At 39.0% G+C, this 19253-nt stretch carries 18 protein-coding genes and 1 pseudogene; 3 read left to right on the plus strand and 16 right to left on the minus strand.

The features are described from left to right. Positions 1-21: 21 nt before the first annotated feature. The 7 genes from eutH to ACIQXV_RS12505 all read right to left on the minus strand — a co-directional run bounded on the left by eutH (position 22) and on the right by ACIQXV_RS12505 (position 8335). Positions 22-1281, minus strand: coding sequence for an ethanolamine utilization protein EutH (eutH, locus tag ACIQXV_RS12475; RefSeq protein ID WP_402959202.1), 1260 nt, complete (start codon positions 1279-1281; stop codon positions 22-24). A gap of 209 nt (positions 1282-1490) precedes the next feature. Continuing rightward, positions 1491-2063 carry an ANTAR domain-containing response regulator gene (locus ACIQXV_RS12480; protein WP_402959204.1) on the minus strand — a complete coding sequence of 191 codons (573 nt, stop codon included), beginning with the start codon at positions 2061-2063 and terminating at the stop codon, positions 1491-1493. Next, positions 2060-3493 carry a sensor histidine kinase gene (locus tag ACIQXV_RS12485; protein ID WP_402959207.1) on the minus strand — a complete coding sequence of 478 codons (1434 nt, stop codon included), beginning with the start codon at positions 3491-3493 and terminating at the stop codon, positions 2060-2062. The genes ACIQXV_RS12480 and ACIQXV_RS12485 overlap by 4 nt, the downstream gene beginning before the upstream one ends. A 156-nt stretch (positions 3494-3649) precedes the next feature. Continuing rightward, positions 3650-4531 carry an ethanolamine ammonia-lyase subunit EutC gene (eutC, locus tag ACIQXV_RS12490; protein ID WP_402959209.1) on the minus strand — a complete coding sequence of 294 codons (882 nt, stop codon included), beginning with the start codon at positions 4529-4531 and terminating at the stop codon, positions 3650-3652. A gap of 18 nt (positions 4532-4549) precedes the next feature. Next, entirely contained in the window at positions 4550-5908 is a 1359-nt protein-coding gene (locus ACIQXV_RS12495; RefSeq protein WP_402959211.1) for an ethanolamine ammonia-lyase subunit EutB, read from the minus strand. Positions 5909-6134: 226 nt separating this feature from the next. Beyond that, positions 6135-6539, minus strand: coding sequence for a DUF438 domain-containing protein (locus ACIQXV_RS12500; protein WP_402959212.1), 405 nt, complete (start codon positions 6537-6539; stop codon positions 6135-6137). A gap of 203 nt (positions 6540-6742) precedes the next feature. After that, complete coding sequence (locus tag ACIQXV_RS12505) at positions 6743-8335, minus strand: long-chain-fatty-acid--CoA ligase (RefSeq protein WP_402959213.1); 1593 nt, start codon at positions 8333-8335, stop codon at positions 6743-6745. A 320-nt stretch (positions 8336-8655) separates the two neighbouring features. On the opposite strand from ACIQXV_RS12505, the pseudogene ACIQXV_RS12510 reads away from it, so the two are divergent. Beyond that, positions 8656-8730 (plus strand): annotated as a pseudogene (locus ACIQXV_RS12510) (hypothetical protein); the annotation flags it as partial. A gap of 44 nt (positions 8731-8774) precedes the next feature. On the opposite strand, the gene ACIQXV_RS12515 reads toward ACIQXV_RS12510, so the two are convergent. Further along, positions 8775-9476, minus strand: a complete 702-nt coding sequence (locus ACIQXV_RS12515) for a hypothetical protein (protein ID WP_402959270.1) — start codon at positions 9474-9476, stop codon at positions 8775-8777. A 26-nt stretch (positions 9477-9502) separates the two neighbouring features. After that, complete coding sequence (locus tag ACIQXV_RS12520; protein ID WP_402959215.1) at positions 9503-10594, minus strand: CotH kinase family protein; 1092 nt, start codon at positions 10592-10594, stop codon at positions 9503-9505. A gap of 258 nt (positions 10595-10852) precedes the next feature. On the opposite strand from ACIQXV_RS12520, the gene ACIQXV_RS12525 reads away from it, so the two are divergent. After that, positions 10853-11038, plus strand: coding sequence for a hypothetical protein (locus ACIQXV_RS12525; RefSeq protein WP_402959272.1), 186 nt, complete (start codon positions 10853-10855; stop codon positions 11036-11038). A 204-nt stretch (positions 11039-11242) separates the two neighbouring features. Here ACIQXV_RS12525 and ACIQXV_RS12530 read toward each other — a convergent pair whose 3' ends face one another. Together ACIQXV_RS12530 and ACIQXV_RS12535 are read right to left on the minus strand one after the other, a co-directional pair. Then, the gene (locus ACIQXV_RS12530; protein ID WP_402959217.1) at positions 11243-11965 is read right to left on the minus strand and encodes a DsbA family oxidoreductase; all 723 of its coding nucleotides are present in this window, start codon (positions 11963-11965) and stop codon (positions 11243-11245) included. A gap of 206 nt (positions 11966-12171) precedes the next feature. Beyond that, the gene (locus ACIQXV_RS12535) at positions 12172-12393 is read right to left on the minus strand and encodes a hypothetical protein (RefSeq protein WP_402959219.1); all 222 of its coding nucleotides are present in this window, start codon (positions 12391-12393) and stop codon (positions 12172-12174) included. A gap of 259 nt (positions 12394-12652) precedes the next feature. On the opposite strand from ACIQXV_RS12535, the gene ACIQXV_RS12540 reads away from it, so the two are divergent. Then, positions 12653-13375, plus strand: a complete 723-nt coding sequence (locus tag ACIQXV_RS12540; RefSeq protein WP_402959221.1) for a hypothetical protein — start codon at positions 12653-12655, stop codon at positions 13373-13375. A gap of 36 nt (positions 13376-13411) precedes the next feature. Here ACIQXV_RS12540 and ACIQXV_RS12545 read toward each other — a convergent pair whose 3' ends face one another. The 5 genes from ACIQXV_RS12545 to ACIQXV_RS12565 all read right to left on the minus strand — a co-directional run bounded on the left by ACIQXV_RS12545 (position 13412) and on the right by ACIQXV_RS12565 (position 19157). Next, positions 13412-14134 (minus strand): CBS domain-containing protein, encoded by a 723-nt coding sequence (locus ACIQXV_RS12545; protein ID WP_402959223.1) that lies wholly within the window; start codon positions 14132-14134, stop codon positions 13412-13414. Between the two features lie 174 nt (positions 14135-14308). Continuing rightward, positions 14309-14821 carry a response regulator gene (locus ACIQXV_RS12550; protein ID WP_402959225.1) on the minus strand — a complete coding sequence of 171 codons (513 nt, stop codon included), beginning with the start codon at positions 14819-14821 and terminating at the stop codon, positions 14309-14311. 80 nt (positions 14822-14901) lie between these two features. After that, complete coding sequence (desA, locus tag ACIQXV_RS12555) at positions 14902-15933, minus strand: Delta(5) desaturase DesA (protein ID WP_402959227.1); 1032 nt, start codon at positions 15931-15933, stop codon at positions 14902-14904. Between the two features lie 139 nt (positions 15934-16072). Further along, complete coding sequence (gene dacB, locus ACIQXV_RS12560; protein ID WP_402959229.1) at positions 16073-17539, minus strand: D-alanyl-D-alanine carboxypeptidase/D-alanyl-D-alanine endopeptidase; 1467 nt, start codon at positions 17537-17539, stop codon at positions 16073-16075. A 343-nt stretch (positions 17540-17882) separates the two neighbouring features. Further along, on the minus strand, positions 17883-19157 hold the full coding sequence (locus tag ACIQXV_RS12565) for a LysM peptidoglycan-binding domain-containing protein (protein WP_402959231.1): 1275 nt from the start codon (positions 19155-19157) through the stop codon (positions 17883-17885). Between the last annotated feature and the right edge of the window lie 96 nt (positions 19158-19253).

Consider the following 19253-nt stretch of genomic DNA (forward strand, 5'->3'; position numbering starts at 1 on the left):
CCTCCTTTGTGACAACCTCTATTACCCTACTTTTTTCGCATTTTCTTGCTTTGGTAAATATTCATCCTTACCAATTATTCCTGCCTCCCTGTCCTTCTTCTCTAATTCTAGCGCCTTTGGTACTGATAACCAATAGGCTAACCCAATTCCGATGATACCTGCAGAAATTTTTCCAACAATAATCGGAAAAATCAAGGTCGGCTGGAAGTTCGCTGTAAAGGATAAATGATCCCCTAATAGAAAAGCGGAGCAAACGGCAAATGAAATATTGATAACTTTATCTTTTGGCGGCATTGTTTTTACCAACTTAAACATCGCAAGGATATTGGCGATTGTAGCAACAATCCCCGCGCTTCCCTCTTTACTCAGCCCCACTTTACGCCCCATTGCTTCAAGCGGACCACCGGCATATTTCTGTAGTAAATAAACCATTGGGAATGCACCCGCTAACATAATCCCGATATAGCCGGCCGTTTCTAATGCACGGAATTGGTCTGCTTTATCAGCCATGATTGGGTGGAAGCCCCAAGTTCCAAATATATTGGTGAACAGCCCAGTGAATATTTCAACAATTGAGAATACAAGGACAAGCTTAATCGCAGCATCCATTATTCTCCCAAACCACATAAAGGCCTTGATCATGAAATCCGGCAGGAAATATAACCCAACCGCAATAACCACGACGAATAAAAGAAGCGGACTTAGGTTTAAAAGGATCTTTCCATATCCTAAAGCAAATTGGTATTTTGCTTCCCCGTTGGTGGAAATGAAATCACGAAATTTCGAGCTTGATAGAGTAATAATCGTACTGGAAATAAGTGCACCAATTGGAATCGTCAATACCCCCGACATGACACCAAGTGCCATATATTTATGATCACGCTTATCTAGCATGGCAAGTCCCATTGGAATCGAAAATACGATCGTCGCACCTGCCATAAAACCGACGATCATGGCCATAATCCAGCCTTCTTGCGTTTGTTTTAACACTTCGGCTAATTGATATCCACCCATGTCTGTTGCTAAAATAGCCGTAGCCGCAATCGCTGGATCAGCACCAATTGCCGCAAAAAACGGTCCACACACTTTGTCAATAAACCATGATAGATACGGGATGGAAGCCATGATCCCTGCTGCAGGCACAAAAATATGACCGACAGCATGCAAACCTTCCATAAATTGTTTTCCTAATCCATCATCACTGTTTCGAATGGCCGCAAATGCACCCATCACGGCACATGCCATGATTATGTAGATTACAATCTTTCCTACCATTTCCATTTTATCCGCCCCCTTGATACGTATTCGTTATTTTATATTAAACGGAAAATGTAAACGCCTTCAAGTGATAATCCTTTCTATTTCAGGCAATCCCATGATTTTAGAAACTGATTTTACCCTTCTTGAAAAAAGACAAAAAGATGCCGTGTGGTTTCATGAATAAAAACCACAGAGCACCTTTGCTCAGATTATTCACTTTTATAAGAGGTTTAACCGTTGTACTTTACAATAATTTTCTTCGCGACATTTTCCATTGTAACCTGCTTATTCATGCTGATTTTTCTCATTTTCCTGAAGGCATCCTCTTCAGCTAAATTAAGTTTCTGCATGAGAATTCCTTTTGCTTTTTCAATCATCTTTCTTTCGTCAAGTTGTTTGTTCATGAGTTCTACTTGTTCTCGATAAGCATTGGCATTTTCAGCTTGCCTTAGTGCGATTTCGACTGCCGGTATTAAATTAGCTTCATTAATTGGCTTCACTAAGTAGCCCATAATATTTGCTTGTTTCGCTTTATCCACATACTCGCGCTGGCTGTATGCAGTTAAAAGTAGAATCGGTGTATTCAATCTTTTTGAAATGATTTCACTTGCTTTTAAACCATTCAATTTGGGAATTTTAATATCCATAATGATCAAATCAGGTTCAAATAAAAATGCCTGCTCTATGGCTTTTTCACCATCTCCTGCCTGGGCGACCACTTCATACCCAGCATCCTCAAGCATCATTGCCACATCTAAGCGGACAATGGACTCGTCCTCCACAACCATGATACGCCTTTTCACTCCTCAACCACCTCCCGATCAATAGGGAATCTGACTAAGGCAATGGTCCCGGTTTCAGCAGGACCTATCGAAAAATCACCGGATAAATCATGCTCAACAATCATACCTACTATTTCCAATCCTAATGAATTTTTCGATTTAGGTGTATACCCTGTACCGTTGTCAAGTACCAGGACATGGATTTCATTACCATATTGAGCAAATTGGACCGAAATCTTTCCTTCATTTATGGAATTAAAGGCATGTTTTACACAATTTTGAATTAATTCATTAATCACTAATGCTACAGAAACAGCCTTATTAGATTTAATTAAAAGGTGCGGCGGCCCTGAATAGGAGATGCTTACCTTTTGATTTTCATGTTCAGCCTCAACAACGAGCATATTGCCAATTTTCTCTATTAAACTGTAAATATCAACATCATCTACACTTGAGTTGGCTAGAATAATTTCATGTACTGATGCAATACTGGCAATTCGATTCAAGCTCTCCACAAAGTGGACTTTACTTTCCTCAGGGAGGCCCCTACGTATTTGAAGGCGTAACAAGCTTGCCACAGTTTGCAGATTGTTTTTTACTCGATGGTGAATTTCTCGAATCGCTACTGATTTAACAATTAATTCTCTTTCCTTTTCCCTCAATTCAGTAATGTTTTTAAAAATCACAAAGGTTCCATTTGATTTCACATGCTGCCCTAAAGTAATCTTTTTTATTTGAAAAACTTTATTCAAAATATTTACTTCTTGGACTAAAAGTTCTTCTGAGTCATTGAGAATTCCTTTAATAATTGGGAAATAGTCAATGAGCAAATCCCCCGGCGTAAAATTGTCCTCTCCTATTTCTTGGATTAAATTTGAAGCTGCAGGATTGGAATATAGAATTTTTCCTTCCTGGTCAATAAAGAATAATGATTCTTCAATGACCTCAGGAATGATCGGTCTGTTCTCGGTCATACCAATCAAAATACCACTCAATGTTTCCGTCGCCTCTGACAACGCTTCCATTTTTTGCTGATATCGAACCTGTTCACTGATATCTTTTTCCATAATCAGTGTACCAATAATACGATTGTTGTCGGCTATTATTGGGACCACGCTTTGATCGACCGTCTTTCCTTCTTGAGTCAATGCCCGATTAAGAAACATCGGCTTACCCGTTCGTAAAGTAAAGAGAACAGAAGGTTCAAAAGCCTCATAGACTAATTTTCCTACAACGGTTTTTTTATAGACTGACTTCGCGGTTTTAGGTACAGCTTCCGCCACGACAAGTGCATGCTTACCATCTTTTGTAGGACAATCAACGAAAACATTTGCTTTATTTAAGTCTGCAATTAATGGCAATGTAACCACTATCTCATTAATTTTTTGAACGTCTGCTACCGATAGATTCGTGTGAATGTTGCATAATTCTTCTACCCTATTATATTTCATTTGTTGTATCTCTCCTAAAAGTGTAGAAAGATAGAATATATGAAACATTATAGTAGGCATTTGCGAATTTTGTCAATAATGTGATGTTTTAGAAACTTATGAAGGTAAGCGTTTAAAATGCGAAATATGATTAAATCCAGGATTTCACCAGATTCATCAATCACTACTCAATTTTAATTGAGTCAATTTAACCCCACTGGCTTTGTTCTTTAAAACATCCCCTATTAAATCGGCTAGATAGGCTCCTGCTTCAACAGGCGGTATCCCGCCATCATGTATGTTAGAAATGACCGTTCTATCCGCTTCGACAGTGTCTTGACTTGGACGATAAATAAGATAGGCACTAATACTTTTTGCAGTAGCTAAGCCCGGGCGTTCACCAATTAGAGAAATGACAACATCACAATTAGTGATGGACGCCAATTCATCCTGGATCCATACACGGCTTCTTTTAATAAAAACAGGTTCACCAAGGGAAATATTTTTCACCTGTAATCCTTGAACCAGTGCCGGCAGTAAATCCCGGATATTCGCTTCGACTCCAGTAGAACTAAGTCCATCCGAAACAATAATTTGTACTTGTTTGCCTTTTGAAAGATTCTTTTCAGCCCATTTTCTTGATGCATCATCAAGCTTCCGGCCACTATCTAAATTCATTAAATATTCATCCATCGATTCCGATTTTGACTGGAGGACTGGAAGGTTTAATTCTGATAAAAACTCCTTAGAAACCCCTCGAAAAACAGCGTCTTGCGCTGCAGCATGATCGATGCGGAAATCAAGGTATTCCCTTGTCTTCATGCGAGTTCCTGTCCGTCCAATTCCAATTCTTGCAGGTGTTATTGATTGTACCTTTTCAATTATTTCACCATCCATTGGACTGTTTACTCTTACGACCTTTTCTTTTTCGTATACTATACTCCGAATCATTTTTTCTACCTTTTCCTGGTAAATCGGTGTTGTTGACGGCCTTACATTTTTTAGTTCTGTTTTCCCTAATTCCTCCAGCACTTGTTTAACAATAGCTTGTATATCCATTATTGAATTCCTCCTTCCTTATTTAAAAATGGATAAATCTCCAGCTCGCTCGGTAAGGCGGCCATTTTCCATAATGCCCATTTTCTCCAACCACTGTTCAAACTCCCTTAATGGACGAAGACCAAGCATCTCTCTTAAGCTTGCATCATCATGATAGCTTGTATCTTGATAGCTAAGCATGACATCATCCCCGCCTGGTACACCCATATAGAAGTTTGCACCGGCAAGAGCAGTCAGCATACCGGCAATTTCCTGATCATTTTGGTCAGCTTGCATATGGTTCGTATAGGTTGGGGCAATCCCCATTGGAAGTCCATGTAATTTTCCCATAAAAAGATCCTCTAGATCCGCGCGAATTACTTGTTTACCATCATAAATTGTTTCCGGTCCTATGAAGCCTGAAACATTATTAACCATAAACGGTTTCCAGTGACGTGCATAGCCATAGGTTCTAGCTTCAAGTGTCTGCATATCAATCCCATGATGGGCATTAAGTGACACTTCCGATCCTTGCCCTGTTTCAAAATAAAGCTGATTCGGTCCCGCAGAGGTACCATATTTGGCCATAAGTTCATATGCCTCATCCAAAATGGCCCTTGAAACACCGAAATCATTATTAGCAGCTTGTGTCCCAGCAAGGCTTTGGAACATAAGGCCAATAGGCGCCCCTTTTCTCAAGGCTTGCATTTGTGTTGTAATATGAGCTAGGACACAGTTTTGCGTCGGAATTTCCCATTTTCGGATAAAATCATGTGTCATATGTAATATCCGTGAAACGGACTCAACGCTATCATTATTCGGGTTTACACCGATCACTGCATCACCGGAACCAAATGATAACCCTTCTTTCATTGATGCTAAAATTCCTTCAGGGTTATCGCTCGGGTGGTTTGGCTGGCAGCGAAATGCCAAACGGCCTTGTTCACCAATCGTTGTATTACAATGAGCAGTAGGTCTGATTTTTTGTGCGGCCATCACTAAGTCGATGCTTGACATTAGTTTTGCCACACCCGAAATCATCTCACTTGTTAATCCCTTGCTAATTCGGAATAAATCAGATGCATTTGTTTTGTGTGATAAGATAAATTCTCTTAATTCTCCAATTGACCAATTGGCTAATTCTTGATATATATATTGATTAAGATCATCATAAATAATTCTTGTTACCTCATCCTGTTCATACGGAATAACAGGATTCTCATAAATCTCCTTCAGTGTGAGCTCACTTAAAACGACTTTTGCTGCCATGCGCTCCAGATAAGACTGAGCAGCAATTCCCGCCATTTTATCCCCTGATTTTTCTTCACTTGCCTTTGCTAAGACCTCCTGAATCGAATGAAACTGGAACCTTATATTTTTTACCGTACATGTAAACATAGATTCTTCCCTCCTCATTATTGAAGATCCTTTCTATCGTGTTGAATTCACTTACTGGAAAGCGCTTGCATTAATGGATGCAGTAAACGACAAAAAGGCGCCCTACTCGTATAAGCCAATAGAATGACTTAACTTGTAAGGCGCCTTCACCCAGTATTTTCACTTGTTATCAATTATAACAAGGTGATAGGTGAAAAGATAGATTTTTTTTAGAGATAGAGTTATCTCATAAGCTATCTAAAAAAACTTTTTGCCATAAGTGAATTTGAATTTTCGTTTTAAGTAATTTTTCAATTTCTTGATTTTCAAGCTTAAAGGTATGAATCGGATGTCCCGGCTGATCTTCTGGCCTTATTGTTTTGTAGCTCTCTTTTTCGATTGAGCCATTAAAAAGGGCTGAGTGCTGGGAGTACAAGCGCTGTAGTTCAGCAGTAGAGATCCCTTCACCAAAATCATGCTGGAGCTGGGAAATTTCATCAACGGTTATTTTTCCTATAAAGGCATCGAAATGTGCCTTTACCACATCTAGATTTCTGCCGTTATGAGGGTCTTGAAAAATTTGCTTTAATATTGTTATGCGATCAGTATTTTTAGTCGTTAGTTGTTCACGGTTATTAATGAATTCACTCATATAAGGATTCTCCTTCATTGTTGCTACAAACTTTCGAATAAATTTCTCATTACTAACTTATCACTTCAAAAAGTGGTTGTTTGTGATATACATCATTAGTACGATTTTAAATGTGAAAACTTTAAGAACGCCTGAAATGAAAGATAAAATTGAAAAAGGGCAGTGACGTTTATCATCACTGCCCTTTCATTAAAATTCTCCTGTTAATTTACCTTCTTCGGGCCTTTCCAATACATTTCCCGTAAACGATATTTTTGTAGTTTTCCAGTAGCTGTTTTTGGTAAAGCTTCCACAAACTCAACAGCTTTTGGTGCTTTAAAGTGGGCCATGTTCGCACGGCAAAATTGAATAATTTCTTCTTCCGTCACGTTTGCACCGGGCTGCAACACGATGATCGCCTGTGGAACCTCGCCCCACTTTTCATCAGGAATGGCGATGACGGCAGTCTCCAAAACAGCCGGATGTTTATACAAAACACCTTCCACTTCTGTAGAAGAAATATTTTCTCCACCAGATATGATCAAATCCTTGGCACGGTCTTGAATTTCGATGAACCCATCAGGATGTGTGACAGCCAAATCGCCGGTGTGGAACCATCCATCCCTTACGGCAGCCGCTGTTGTTTGTGGATCCTTGTAATAGCCCGCCATCACAACATTACCGCGGGTAACGATTTCTCCAAGCTCTCTCCCATTCCATGCCACTTCCTCACCATCTTGATGAACGACCTTTGTTTCCCCATTAAAGGCAAGTTCAATTCCTTGTCTTGCCTTAATAGCTGCTTGTTCATTGGACGATTTTGCATCAAACTCTTTTTTCCACTCGCAATAAAGGATGAATGGAGAGGTTTCCGTCAAACCATATACGTGAATCATATTTAAGCCCAGAATTTCCTGTGCCTTTTGAATTAGAGCCGCTGCCGGCGGAGCTCCAGCTGTGGCCATGCGAGGGCTCGTCTTAATTTCAACTTCCTTCGCTTTTGGATCATTTACTAGCATATTCACAACAGTCGGGGCACCACATAACAGTGAAATATTTTTCTGTTCAAATAACTCGAGAATTAATGGCGGATCAACCTTTCGCAAACATACATGGGTGCCCCCGGCCGCCGTAATCGCCCAGACACCGCCCCAGCCATTTGCATGGAACATCGGTAATGTATGAAGATACACATCATCGGGTTTTACATTTAGATGATATAAGAAATTAGCAGCATTTAGATAATTCCCACGATGGGTTAACATAACACCTTTTGGATTTGAAGTGGTTCCACTTGTATAATTTAATGTTAGAAGCTGATTTTCATCGATTTCCACCTTCGGTAAATCGGCATTTTGGGGAGCATGCTGAAGAAAATCCTCATACTCAACACCGTTTAATGACGTTTGATGTCCTGGTACAGACACAATAATGATTTGTTCTAAGGAAAGTCGATCAACCATTTCCTCAATCGGAGCAGTAAATTCCTCGTCTACAATTAGCATTTTCGAGTCACTGTGACGGATAATGTACTCCAAATCATCTGCAATAAGACGGTAATTTAACGGAACCATTACCGCACCAAGCTGGCAAATACCATAGAAGCATTCCAACATATAATGGGTGTTAGGCAGCATCACTGCCACATGGTCCCCTTCTTCTACTCCAGCATGAAGTAACGCAGCAGAAAGCTGATCAACACGCTGTCCAAATTCTTGATATGTAAATTCTTTCTCGCCATCGATCACAGCCGTTTTTTGAGGATAATATTTGATCGCTCTCCGCTTCCAATCAAGTGGGGTTAAGGGTGTAAACATTATAATCAACTCCTTTTACTTTTTTGAAAATTCACTTTATAATTTCACCACTGTTTTGACAAAATCCTTTAAATTATTAAATTTTCTTACCTGGAAAGAGTTAGACTCATTCAATCTGTAAAACCCAATGGTGCCTGACACCCTTTTTAAGTCTGGCACTATTTTTACGTTGTTTTTGGACAATCTTTTTTTATATTGAGCAATTCCCCTATACAAATTGAACTACACCTACGTAGATTAATAGGAGAATAGGAGACGAGCTAAAACATATTGGTTATTGTCGGCGTCCTCCCTTTTCAAGAATAATAAGAGGTGAAAAAATGAGACAATTTTCTTCAGAGGATATTCGAAATGCTGCAGAGGAAGTCAAAAGATCCCGTCATGGAAAACATATGTTTAATGACCCAGGATCAAAAAAGAGAACACATCACAAAAGACATCATGGACCAAAACCACCTAAACATCGAAAAACTTCACGGAGAATTTCTTCAAAATCAACGCACCAAAATACCGGTCGCAGAAACACTTCTAGAAAACGCCCTACTTCCGTGAGGGTTACTTCTAGACAGAATACTTCCAGAAATCGCCCTACTTCCGAGAGGGTTGGGGTTACTTCTAGACGGAATACTTCTAGAAATCGCCCTACTTCCGTGGTGGTTACTTCTAGACGGAATACTTCCAGAAATCGCCCTACTTCCGTGAGGGTTAGTTCTAGACGCAATACCTCTAGAAATCGCTCTACTTCCGTGAGGGTTACTTCTAGACGCAATACTTCTAGAAATCGCCCTACTTCCGTAAGGGTTACTTCTAGACGCAATACCTCCAGAAGAAATACTTCAAGAAGGAATACTTCCAGAAGAAACACTTCAAGAAAAAATACTTCAAGAAGAAATACTTCAAGAAGAAATACTTCTAGAAAAAATACTTCAAGAAAAAATACATCAAGACGTAGCGGGTCCAGATGCTGTAATCGTTCACGGTTGAACAATAGCAGACAAGACAACTTTGGCTGGAGCGCAACACCAAATGATAATTTTGAAGTAGAAGGATATATTTTGGATGGTAACCTATGGAGACCTATTAGAAGATAGTTCTTTTTCTTGGAAAACGATCTAAAAACTAAAAGATGCCAATCAGGCATCTTTTAGTTTTGGTTTCCTTCTATTTCTATTCCAATTTTGTTAATTTTCTTTGTAAGTACATTCTTCTTTCCACTATATAATTGGAGATTACTTCGTACTCTTTATCAAAGTCTTCTATATTTAGTTTTTTATAGGGATCCTGTAACACATGCGGCCGGACCAGTTGTAACAGTTGTTCAACCTTAGGCATCATAAATTCTGTTGTAAATTGATGGTTCATTATTTCTTCGAGCAGGTTCAGATAGCGTTTTCGAAACTGCTCTACATCTAATAGCCTCGCTGTTAATGTGTTGAACCCATCAATCGGGACATAATTCGCTTCCATCACCTTTCCATTTACATCACGTCCCCACGTTGCATCATAATCCCAAGGAATGACTTCGAATAAACCGCTATCCCCATTCCAATAAAGGGCATAATTATGAACAAAACCATCATAATTTGAGGTGAAAATAATCCCGGCAATCCAGCGAAGGTATTTTTCAATGTCGACATATTTCAGTATTTCTTTTTCAAAATCACTCTGTGGAATCGTATTAATGTTAAAGATAAATTCCTGTAAGTAATAATCATCTTCGGGCCTACCGTACTTTCGTTCATAACCCAACTCCAGTGATTTTTTTGTTTCTTTATCTAAATCACTCATCAGGGAAAAGTTTGCATCACCATCGACCGCATAAAAAACACTCCCATTTGGCAGGTCTCTTCTTTTCAAAAAATTCTCATCCACCGATTCAATTTCCAAATAAACCCCTTCTGCCTTTCCATTTTGTGTTAAAAAGACATGCCTTGTTTGCGGGGATAACACGCCAATCTCTGAAAAGAAATCAAAGGACAATTTGTTCCGGATAAGGGATGGGTCCTTATATTCAGCATTTAGATGTATTTGGTTAGAACCTTTAAATTTTTTTGGCTTATAGAAAGCAATTTGAAAAGACTTTTTCGCAAAATCACGAATATGGGATCCGCGATAACTTAAATCAATTTCAAGTTTTCTCCCATCGATTGTTAATTGAGCGGGAACCGGTTCATCAATCCAAATGTCTCTTCTGAGTTCCTTAAGGTCAATTGGTTTAATAAAAAGCCTATACTGCGGTATGCTTGTCATCTCGTCCATTTTTTTATTTCCTCCTTCCCTTATTCCTATGAAGGAAAACGAGTGTAGGTCACGACTGGATGGCATTTTTTCATTTCATAGGCGTTTGTCCCATTCAAGGACAACTTTTCAAACGTAAATTGGTAAAAGAAGAGTGAGTTTTATGGACAAAAATGTCGATCCGTTTTCGTACTCCCTTTTCTAGATTTAAAGGAGGTGCAATTATGAGTGAATTTACACAAGAGGATATTCAAATGGCAGCAGATGAGGTAAGACGCGGTGGTTTCGGAGACTTTATGTTCAGGGATCCGGGCCAAAATCGCGGTACATCCCGAAGAAGAACTTCACGACGCCAGACATCACGGAGAAACACTTCAAGACGTAAAACGTCAAGAAATCGTAACACATCAAGAAGAAATACGTCAAGAAGAAATACGTCAAGACGGCGTACATCAAGAAGAATGACATCTAGACGCCGTACATCAAGAAGAAATCGTAGAATGTGTTGCTCCGAATGGCGAAACACTTCTCGTGGTAATCAACAAATGAAAAGTTGTTGGCAAGACGGAAACATGTGGGAACTTCGCATTCGAACACGAAGGTAAGCGAACTATTAAATAAAAATTGGGAAGGGAAGCCAATGCCTCCTTTCCCATTATTATTTTCTGACTATTTTTTCTCAGGAATCACACAATTACCATCCGTACAACTCGCACCTTCGTTTGTAGATAGATCCTGCAGCACTGGTGCCGGATTTTCTTCCTCCCAAACTTTTTCCAATGCACCTCTAAACGTTTCGATTGGCTGCGCTCCGGAGATTGCGTATTTTGAATTAATAATAAAATAGGGTACACCGCCAATACGATACTGCTGAGCAATCCCTTGGTCTGCACGCACATCGTTTGCATAAGCGGTTTTATCTTGAAGAACCTTTACTACCTCTTGCCGATCTAAGCCTGAAACTTCAGCAATCTCGGCCAATGTATCGGCATCTCCAATATGCTTCGATTCAGTGAAATAGGCTTGGAGAAGCTTTTCAGAGAGTACAGCTTCTTTTCCTTTTGTCTTCGCAAACTTGGCTAAGCGATGGGCATCAAACGTGTTGGTCGGTTTCATCTCATCAAAGTTGAACGTCAATCCGACAGTTGCTGCTTGCTGACCAACACCATGATTGGCTTGTTTAGCCTGGTCAATGCTCATGCCATATTTTTTTGCTAATACCTCGTGTATATTTTGGCCGCTATATTCCGGTGAATTCGGATCGAGTTCAAAGCTTTTGAATTCAACTTCTACCTGATCTTTATGTGGAAATTGATCTAACGCCTCTTCTAACCTGCGTTTCCCAATATAACAAAACGGACATACATAATCAGACCAAACCTCAATTTTCATGTCAACACCTCGTTTTTCTTTGGTTAGGTAATATAGTAACACACGGTGGAAGAAACCCAATATAATGTGCTCATGAAATGGGATAAGTAATCTAAATTACAGGTTAGAAATTAGTTGATTTTACCTTTAAAAACGGTAAAGAACGCACATATTAGACGTATCAAACATGTGCGTTCTTTTTGTATTTATATATTTACCCAAACTATTTACTTCCTTTTTTTCAGTTTTGATTTATCTGCCATGAGGTTATTTTTTTTGACCGTTTCTAAGATAATTTGCACATGAATATTTTTTTCATCAATACTATTAACACTTGAAACTTTTCCTTTACGACCTTTAATTTTCAAATCCTCACCAACTGAAGGAACTCGATTAAGCAGCTGAGTTAATAAAAGGTTTTTATTTTCGAAAAAATGAACAGCAAACATTTTGGTATCACCTATTTCATATGGTATTAGGTACAAAATAATGCCAACATTGTATCCTCCATATAAAATATAGGTTTATATTTTGATTTAGACCAAATTACGAAAAATAAAACATTATCCCATTTCCTATATCAGCGCGCGATTTGTAAAGGGGGTTAGTTTTGTTAGAATTTTAATATTTTTATTAATGGTCATATTATTTTTTTACCTGGAAATAATAACCTTGGTATGGTGAAACTATGAAGGGATGGGATGTTTGATGTCGTTAGAATGGTTTGACAGAGTATGTGCAGAATTGCAGGATCACCTGGAATCTATTTGTGAAGAATATGATCAGGTTGGCCAACTGACAATTGAAAGGGCCGCCAAACATCCAAGGATTGAGTTTTTCGTCGATACCGCTGATGTAGATACCGAAGAACTGGACCGTGATTATTTCTGCTCGCTGTTCTTTGACCCACAAAACGAAGAATTTTATATCGATTCCTTTGATGTCGATAGCGGACACACAGCGAAAATCATCCTTTCAGACATTGAGGAGATAATTGAGGAAGTGCACGCAAGTCTTCATGAGTACATCAACGGCGATGACCACTACACTGATGATGGTGTCTATCTGCATTCAGAAGAGGGATTTGATGATGAAGATTGTGAAGCCGTTGGCGATGATGTTGAATGGTTTGAAGCAGAACAAGTAAACAGCGATGATATCTTTGAGGAAATTGATGTTGATTGGTCTACACCTGAAGTGACAGCCTTCAAGCACGAAGATGAGGTGGAAGTAACATATCAGTTTGGAGTCGTTCAGGCAACAGGAGACGGTGTTCTCAAACGGGTTAATAGGATTTGGACGACCGAGGACGAGTTGATTACAGACGAATCCCATTTCATTTTTAGCAAAGAAGAAGCGACCACGATTATCGCAATGATTGCCAGCCACATGGATCAACTAAGCGAGTTTAATTTTGATGACATGCCTTAATTTAATAGGGAGCAGCCATTTGGCAGCTCCCTTTAATTAATCCACCGTATAATCAATTTCAATCAAATCCCAAGCGGTGATCATCCCTAGAGGCACTTCATCTATTTTCCCATTTTCTGTGATAATGACACCCTCTAATTTTCGTTTCATTTTATGGGCTTTTTCAAAAATATTTTCTACTTCAAAAATATTAATACTTTTATCAACAATCTCAATCGGACGATCTTTTTCGTATTCCATAATATCTGAAACATGGATATCTGATAGATTCACATGACCACTTTCCATGTGTTCTGCCATCCATTTCACAATCGACCCCGCTGTCAAAAGGCCGATGCATTTTTTATTTTTATAAATTGGAAATTTAGAATAACCGTATTCTTTAATCGCATCAGTAACCTTTAAAATGCTGTCTTGAACATCAAAATAAACCACATTTTTGGAAGCGATAGAAAGTGCATAATTAGGACGGCTTAATACATTAGCAATTTTTTCGATATGATTGACAACCTTAGCATTGGGCTCGGCAATATAGAAACCAACCTCCATTTTTTCATGGACGATTGCATTTCGAAGCCGTGCGTATTGCTCCAAATCTTTCTTAAAGGTTTCAATGATTTGATATTTTTTGGCTCCTATTTTCACCAAAACTACGAATCTTTCATCATTGATTTGAACAATGTCTCGAAGCGCGTCATGAACTTGGTTAAAAGCCACTTCAAAGCGCTCTGATAATAGCTGTCCTTGTTTTTTATTCATCATCATAATCTCCCAATTAAACCACTACTTAATCTAATTTATTCATTATCTTTATAGTAAAATCAATACTTGAAATTTTCAAGAAATAATTATTTCTTATTGCTTGGCAATTATCATACTATTTTATCAAAAAAAACTGTATCCTATTGGATACAGCCCACTTTTTTAAAAATCCTATCCGGTTGGCAACTTTATTTTATCTAATATGGTTGAAAAATAACTTCTAACGGTTCCGATTGGTTTACCTTTTTGATTAACGACTTCATTTACATCATCTAATTTAGCAGCGCTAGAGTCAGCATCCATTAGTTCTGGACAGTAAATCCGCTTTCCATCCATAATACTGCGAATCGAGGAGGCTAACTCCTCACTCGGGCTGTCTTTCAATAAATAACCTCTTACATCAGCTTTTAAAGCACGCCCAAAATAACCTGGCCTTGCAAAGGTTGTTAAAATGATAACTTTGCATAGTAATGAATTTATTGCTTCGGCTGCCTCAAGCCCGGTCATTTTGGGCATCTCAATATCCATAAGGCAAACATCAGGCTGTAGTTGATGTATAAGTGTAAGTGCCTCTTCGCCATTGCCCGCTAATCCTACTACTTCCATATCATCTTCCAAATTGAGGAGTGAACCCATTGCCTCTAACAGCATTTCCTGGTCTTCTGCAATGACAATTCGTATCATGAATGTTCTCTCCTTATCTGGTGATCGTAATTAAGCAGAGACTCCCCTATAGAGAGGGGAGTCAATCATTGATGGTCTCTTTATACTTCCGGTTTCGCTTGAACAGAAACCCTTTTTTTAACAGTTGATTTGATGTCTTTAAAGCTCACAAAATTCTTGCTTTTCTCATCCCACAAGCGGAAACGAAGGGACTGTAAGCTTGTCGCAATCGTGATGGTTGGTACATTTTGTAATGGAGGCGTATTTTTGTGTGCCTCCTCGAGTTTATAGTTAGGCACCCTTGGACTTAGATGGTGCACATGGTGGAATCCAATATTTCCCGTTAGAAATTGCATGATTTTTGGAAGTTTGTAAAAAGAACTTCCCTCTACCGCTGCTTTCACGTATTCCCACTCTTTATCTTCTTCAAAATAGGAATCCTCAAAGGTATGCTGTACATAAAACAGCCAAATACCTGCTGCACCTGAAATCATAAAAATCGTGCCTTGTACTAACAGAAACGACTGCCATCCAATTGCCCAGCAGAATATTGCAATCAAAGCAACGATTAGTACATTCGTTAAATAGGTGTTGTTACGTTCCTTCGTTCTTGCACCTTTTCGGTTAAATCTATTTTTAAGAAGGAACACATAAATCGGTCCTAATCCAAACATAACCAAAGGATTACGATAAAAACGATAGGCTAAACGAAGTTTAAGTGGTGCTGCTACATATTCATCGACTGTAAGCGTCCAAATATCCCCAGTACCCCTTTTATCCAAGTTCCCACTTGTCGCATGATGAACCGAATGCTCATGCCCCCATTGATCAAATGGGAATAAGGTTAATACACCCATAAAAGTCCCAACTGCTCGATTGGCCCGGCGGCTTTTAAAGAAAGAATGATGGGTGCAATCATGAAAGATAATGAAAATCCGTGTTAAATACCCGGCTGCAAGGACGGATGGAACTAATGCTAACCAATAAGAGACGGAAAGACTTTGAAAGGCAAGAAACCAAAGAATCATAAATGGCACCACTGTGTTGATGATCTGCCATACACTTTCTTTTGTCGTCGATTTTTCAAAAGGAGTCATTTGTTTTTTTAAGTTTTTCGTATTTTGTAAGGTCATTTAGTTGAATTCCCTTCTTGAATTGTGGCGTTAAACCAAGTATAAACGAAGGGATTTGGACTTGTTAGTAGCAGGTGTCATAGTCTGGGCATGATAAATGTCATGTCCATGATGATTTTTACCAAAATAATTTATTTAATTATGTGTTGGCTAACAGCTGAACCAGCCGATCTTCAATCTTTTTTCCGTTTTCATCATTAATTAAATTATTTAACAGGATTGAAAATATTAATGTTTGTCCGCTTTTGGTGGTCACATATCCAGATAATGAACTAACTGTTGAGATGGACCCTGTTTTCGCTTTTACTTTACCGAGAGTACTGGGATTTTTCATGCGATTTCTTAGCGAACCTCCTACCATTTTGTCAGGTATGCCGGCCATTGGTAATGAATGTAAATAGGCAGAAAACCACTTTTCTTTCTGGACAGCAAATAACAGCTGCGTGATTTGATTGGCCGGAATTAGATCTACATGTGAAATCCCTGAACCATCGCGGATTACCATCGTTTTTGTATTCACCCCAAATTTAGCCACTTCCGTTTCCATAACCGCTAAACCTTTATCCCAGCTGCCTTCCCCTTTTACCACTTTTCCAATTTCTTTAATTAACACTTCAGCATGCCCGTTATTGCTCAGTTTCATAAAAGGAACAAGCAATTCCGATAATGGCATCGATTGATGGTTCGTGACAACATTTGCGGTGTCAGGAACCGAGCCCACTTTAATTTTTCCGGATACTGTTATTCCTTGTTTACTAAGTGATTGGTTAAATAGAGTTGTTGCATATCGTGTCGGATCCCAGACACCAATCCATTCCGTCACGGCCTTCGTTTTTTCTGGAATGGATCCTTCAATGGTTATCGTGTTTTTTGCGTGTTCCCGTTCGACTTTGATTTCCTTTTTTCCATCTGCTTCAACCGTTACAGCTTGATTGATAATTTTCAAGTAATTGGTTTTCGGTGTAATTTCCACCTCAACATTATCTCCACTTTTTGTTCCTGGTTTGACCTTTACCCTAACAGAACCTGAATTATAATCTACCGTAGGTGAGGCAGTAAGCGCGGAAATCTGGGCACCATAATAGGTTGTTTCGTCACTCCATGGCAGGTCGAGTGAGTAACGCACACTGTCAAAGTGCGAATCATCGCCGACCAAATTTCCCTTTACCCGTTTAATGCCCAGCTTCTTTATCTCAAAAGCCATTTTGTCAAAATCAGATTTTAGTAGTGTCGGGTCGCCATTTCCTTTTAGATAGAGATTACCTTCTAGTGTCTGCTTTTTCAGCGGTGCGTCAGATAGCACTTCTGTCTTGAAACGATAATTCTCACCCAGGACGTTTAAGGCAGCTGCTGCAGTCAATAGCTTCATATTTGACGCGGGCCGTAAACGAACATCACCTTGATGGTCATAAATGATTTCACCGCTTGCTGCCGAACGGATGCTTATTCCCGCAATTGCCCCCTGTAAATCAGGTTCGTTTTGAATCAGTTGATTAAGCTGCTGAACCATATTCTCATGACCATACATTGCATTTACATGGATACATGGGACTGCTGCAAAGAATATAATTAATATAAGAATGGAAAATTTAATTCTTTTCATCAATCCTGATCAAGCCTTCCCTTTTTCATAAGAGTTTGTCCAAAAGAACAATTTTGTATTAATAATGAACAAATCCCAAAATCCCCTGCACCAACCCCAGATTCATATTTATTATGAGCTCTTTTCTAAAAAGTATGGTGCTTATTAGATTCGCCGATATAATTGAAAATTCGCCGATAAATTGGTTAAATTCGCCGATATAATTGTAGATTCGCCGATAAACTTACAAAAATCGCCGATATATTAGATTAACTTACTAATGCAGTGTAATTTTACACCTAACTATTCACATTTTAGTGTTTGAACATGGTTAATAACAACATTCTTTACGAAAACAGCCTTATTTTCAGATAATATTCTTCACAACAGCAATATTTCTCCCAAGATATGCCCAATTCTGTGGTGCGGGCAGACTAATTTGCCAAAAGGTCGTACCGGCTAGCTGGTAAACATCAATTAAACGATACTTTTCTATATAACTGCGAATATCTTCAAACCAAACCACATGCTCCTCTACTCTATGCCAATACCGATACCATGGGGATTTAGCACTGTTGTCGAATTCAATCGATGATCCGGTAGTAATCGCTTGATTTTGGGCAGCAAGAACCGATTGTGCATGTGTTTTATTGGTATGGACCACCTTGTCATACCCATAAAGCGGCATGGCGATTTGCAATTTTCGGGGATTCATTTGAGTTATTGAGTATTGAATCACTTGCTCCATCCAAGTAATCGGGGCAATCGGATCGGGCGGGCCCCCTGGGTAACCATAATCAATCGTCATCACCGCAACCAAGTCAGCCACCTGGCCAATCCGTGCATAATCGTAGGCACCGATGATGCGATTTGTGGGAATATCTGCTGTTTTGGCGTGAACATTCACATGTAAGATTAACTCGCCTAGTGCAACCTTTAAATCTGTTAAAAATGTAATAAAATCATTGCGCCTTGCTGGGGGAATAAATTCAAGGTCTATGCTGACACCGCCAAAACCCCTTTGGACCGTAAGATTCACTATACTTGCCACCAAATTTGCACGAAAAGTTGGATTTTCCATCACCCTACCCGCCAATTCTGCACTGAAATCACTGCCGGAATAATTTCGAATCATCAGCAACGGGGTAATGTTCAATTCTTTACAACGCATTACAATCGAAGCATCCTCTATTGTATTAAAAGCGAATCCTTCATTTGTAAAGGAATATGCCACAATTGCTAGATACGTTAGATGTCCAGCAAGTCCATTGAGGGTTGCCAGGTTAGCACTTACGGAAGAGGGCACTAAAAACCCAAGTGTGGACATTTCTAATTTTATTGGTGAAGGAATATTAATTATTTGCCCGATAAATAAATGGTTTGGATCCACACCAGGATTTGCCGCTATAATCATCGATATGTCCGTATTAAATTGCTGGGCTAACTGCCAAATATGATCGCCTGCTTTTATTTGATAAGAACGGAGTGGCGGCATATTGTCCGGGAGATAAAGTGCAAGACCAGGAACGATTGTACTTGCTGATGGTAATCCATTCAGTTCAATAATGGATTGTATAGATACATTGTACCTATTTGAAATTGCCCATAAATTATCCCCATGCATAACTACATGAATAGCCATTAAACCCTCACCCCCTATAATAATCTTATGGTTTTGTCATATGATTATACTTGGTTGTTAATCAATGAAACGAAAAAAGTAAAATTCTCAAATAAT

It is taken from the genome of Neobacillus sp. NPDC097160, from assembly GCF_044762155.1.
In the GTDB taxonomy this organism is placed as follows: domain Bacteria; phylum Bacillota; class Bacilli; order Bacillales; family Cytobacillaceae; genus Neobacillus.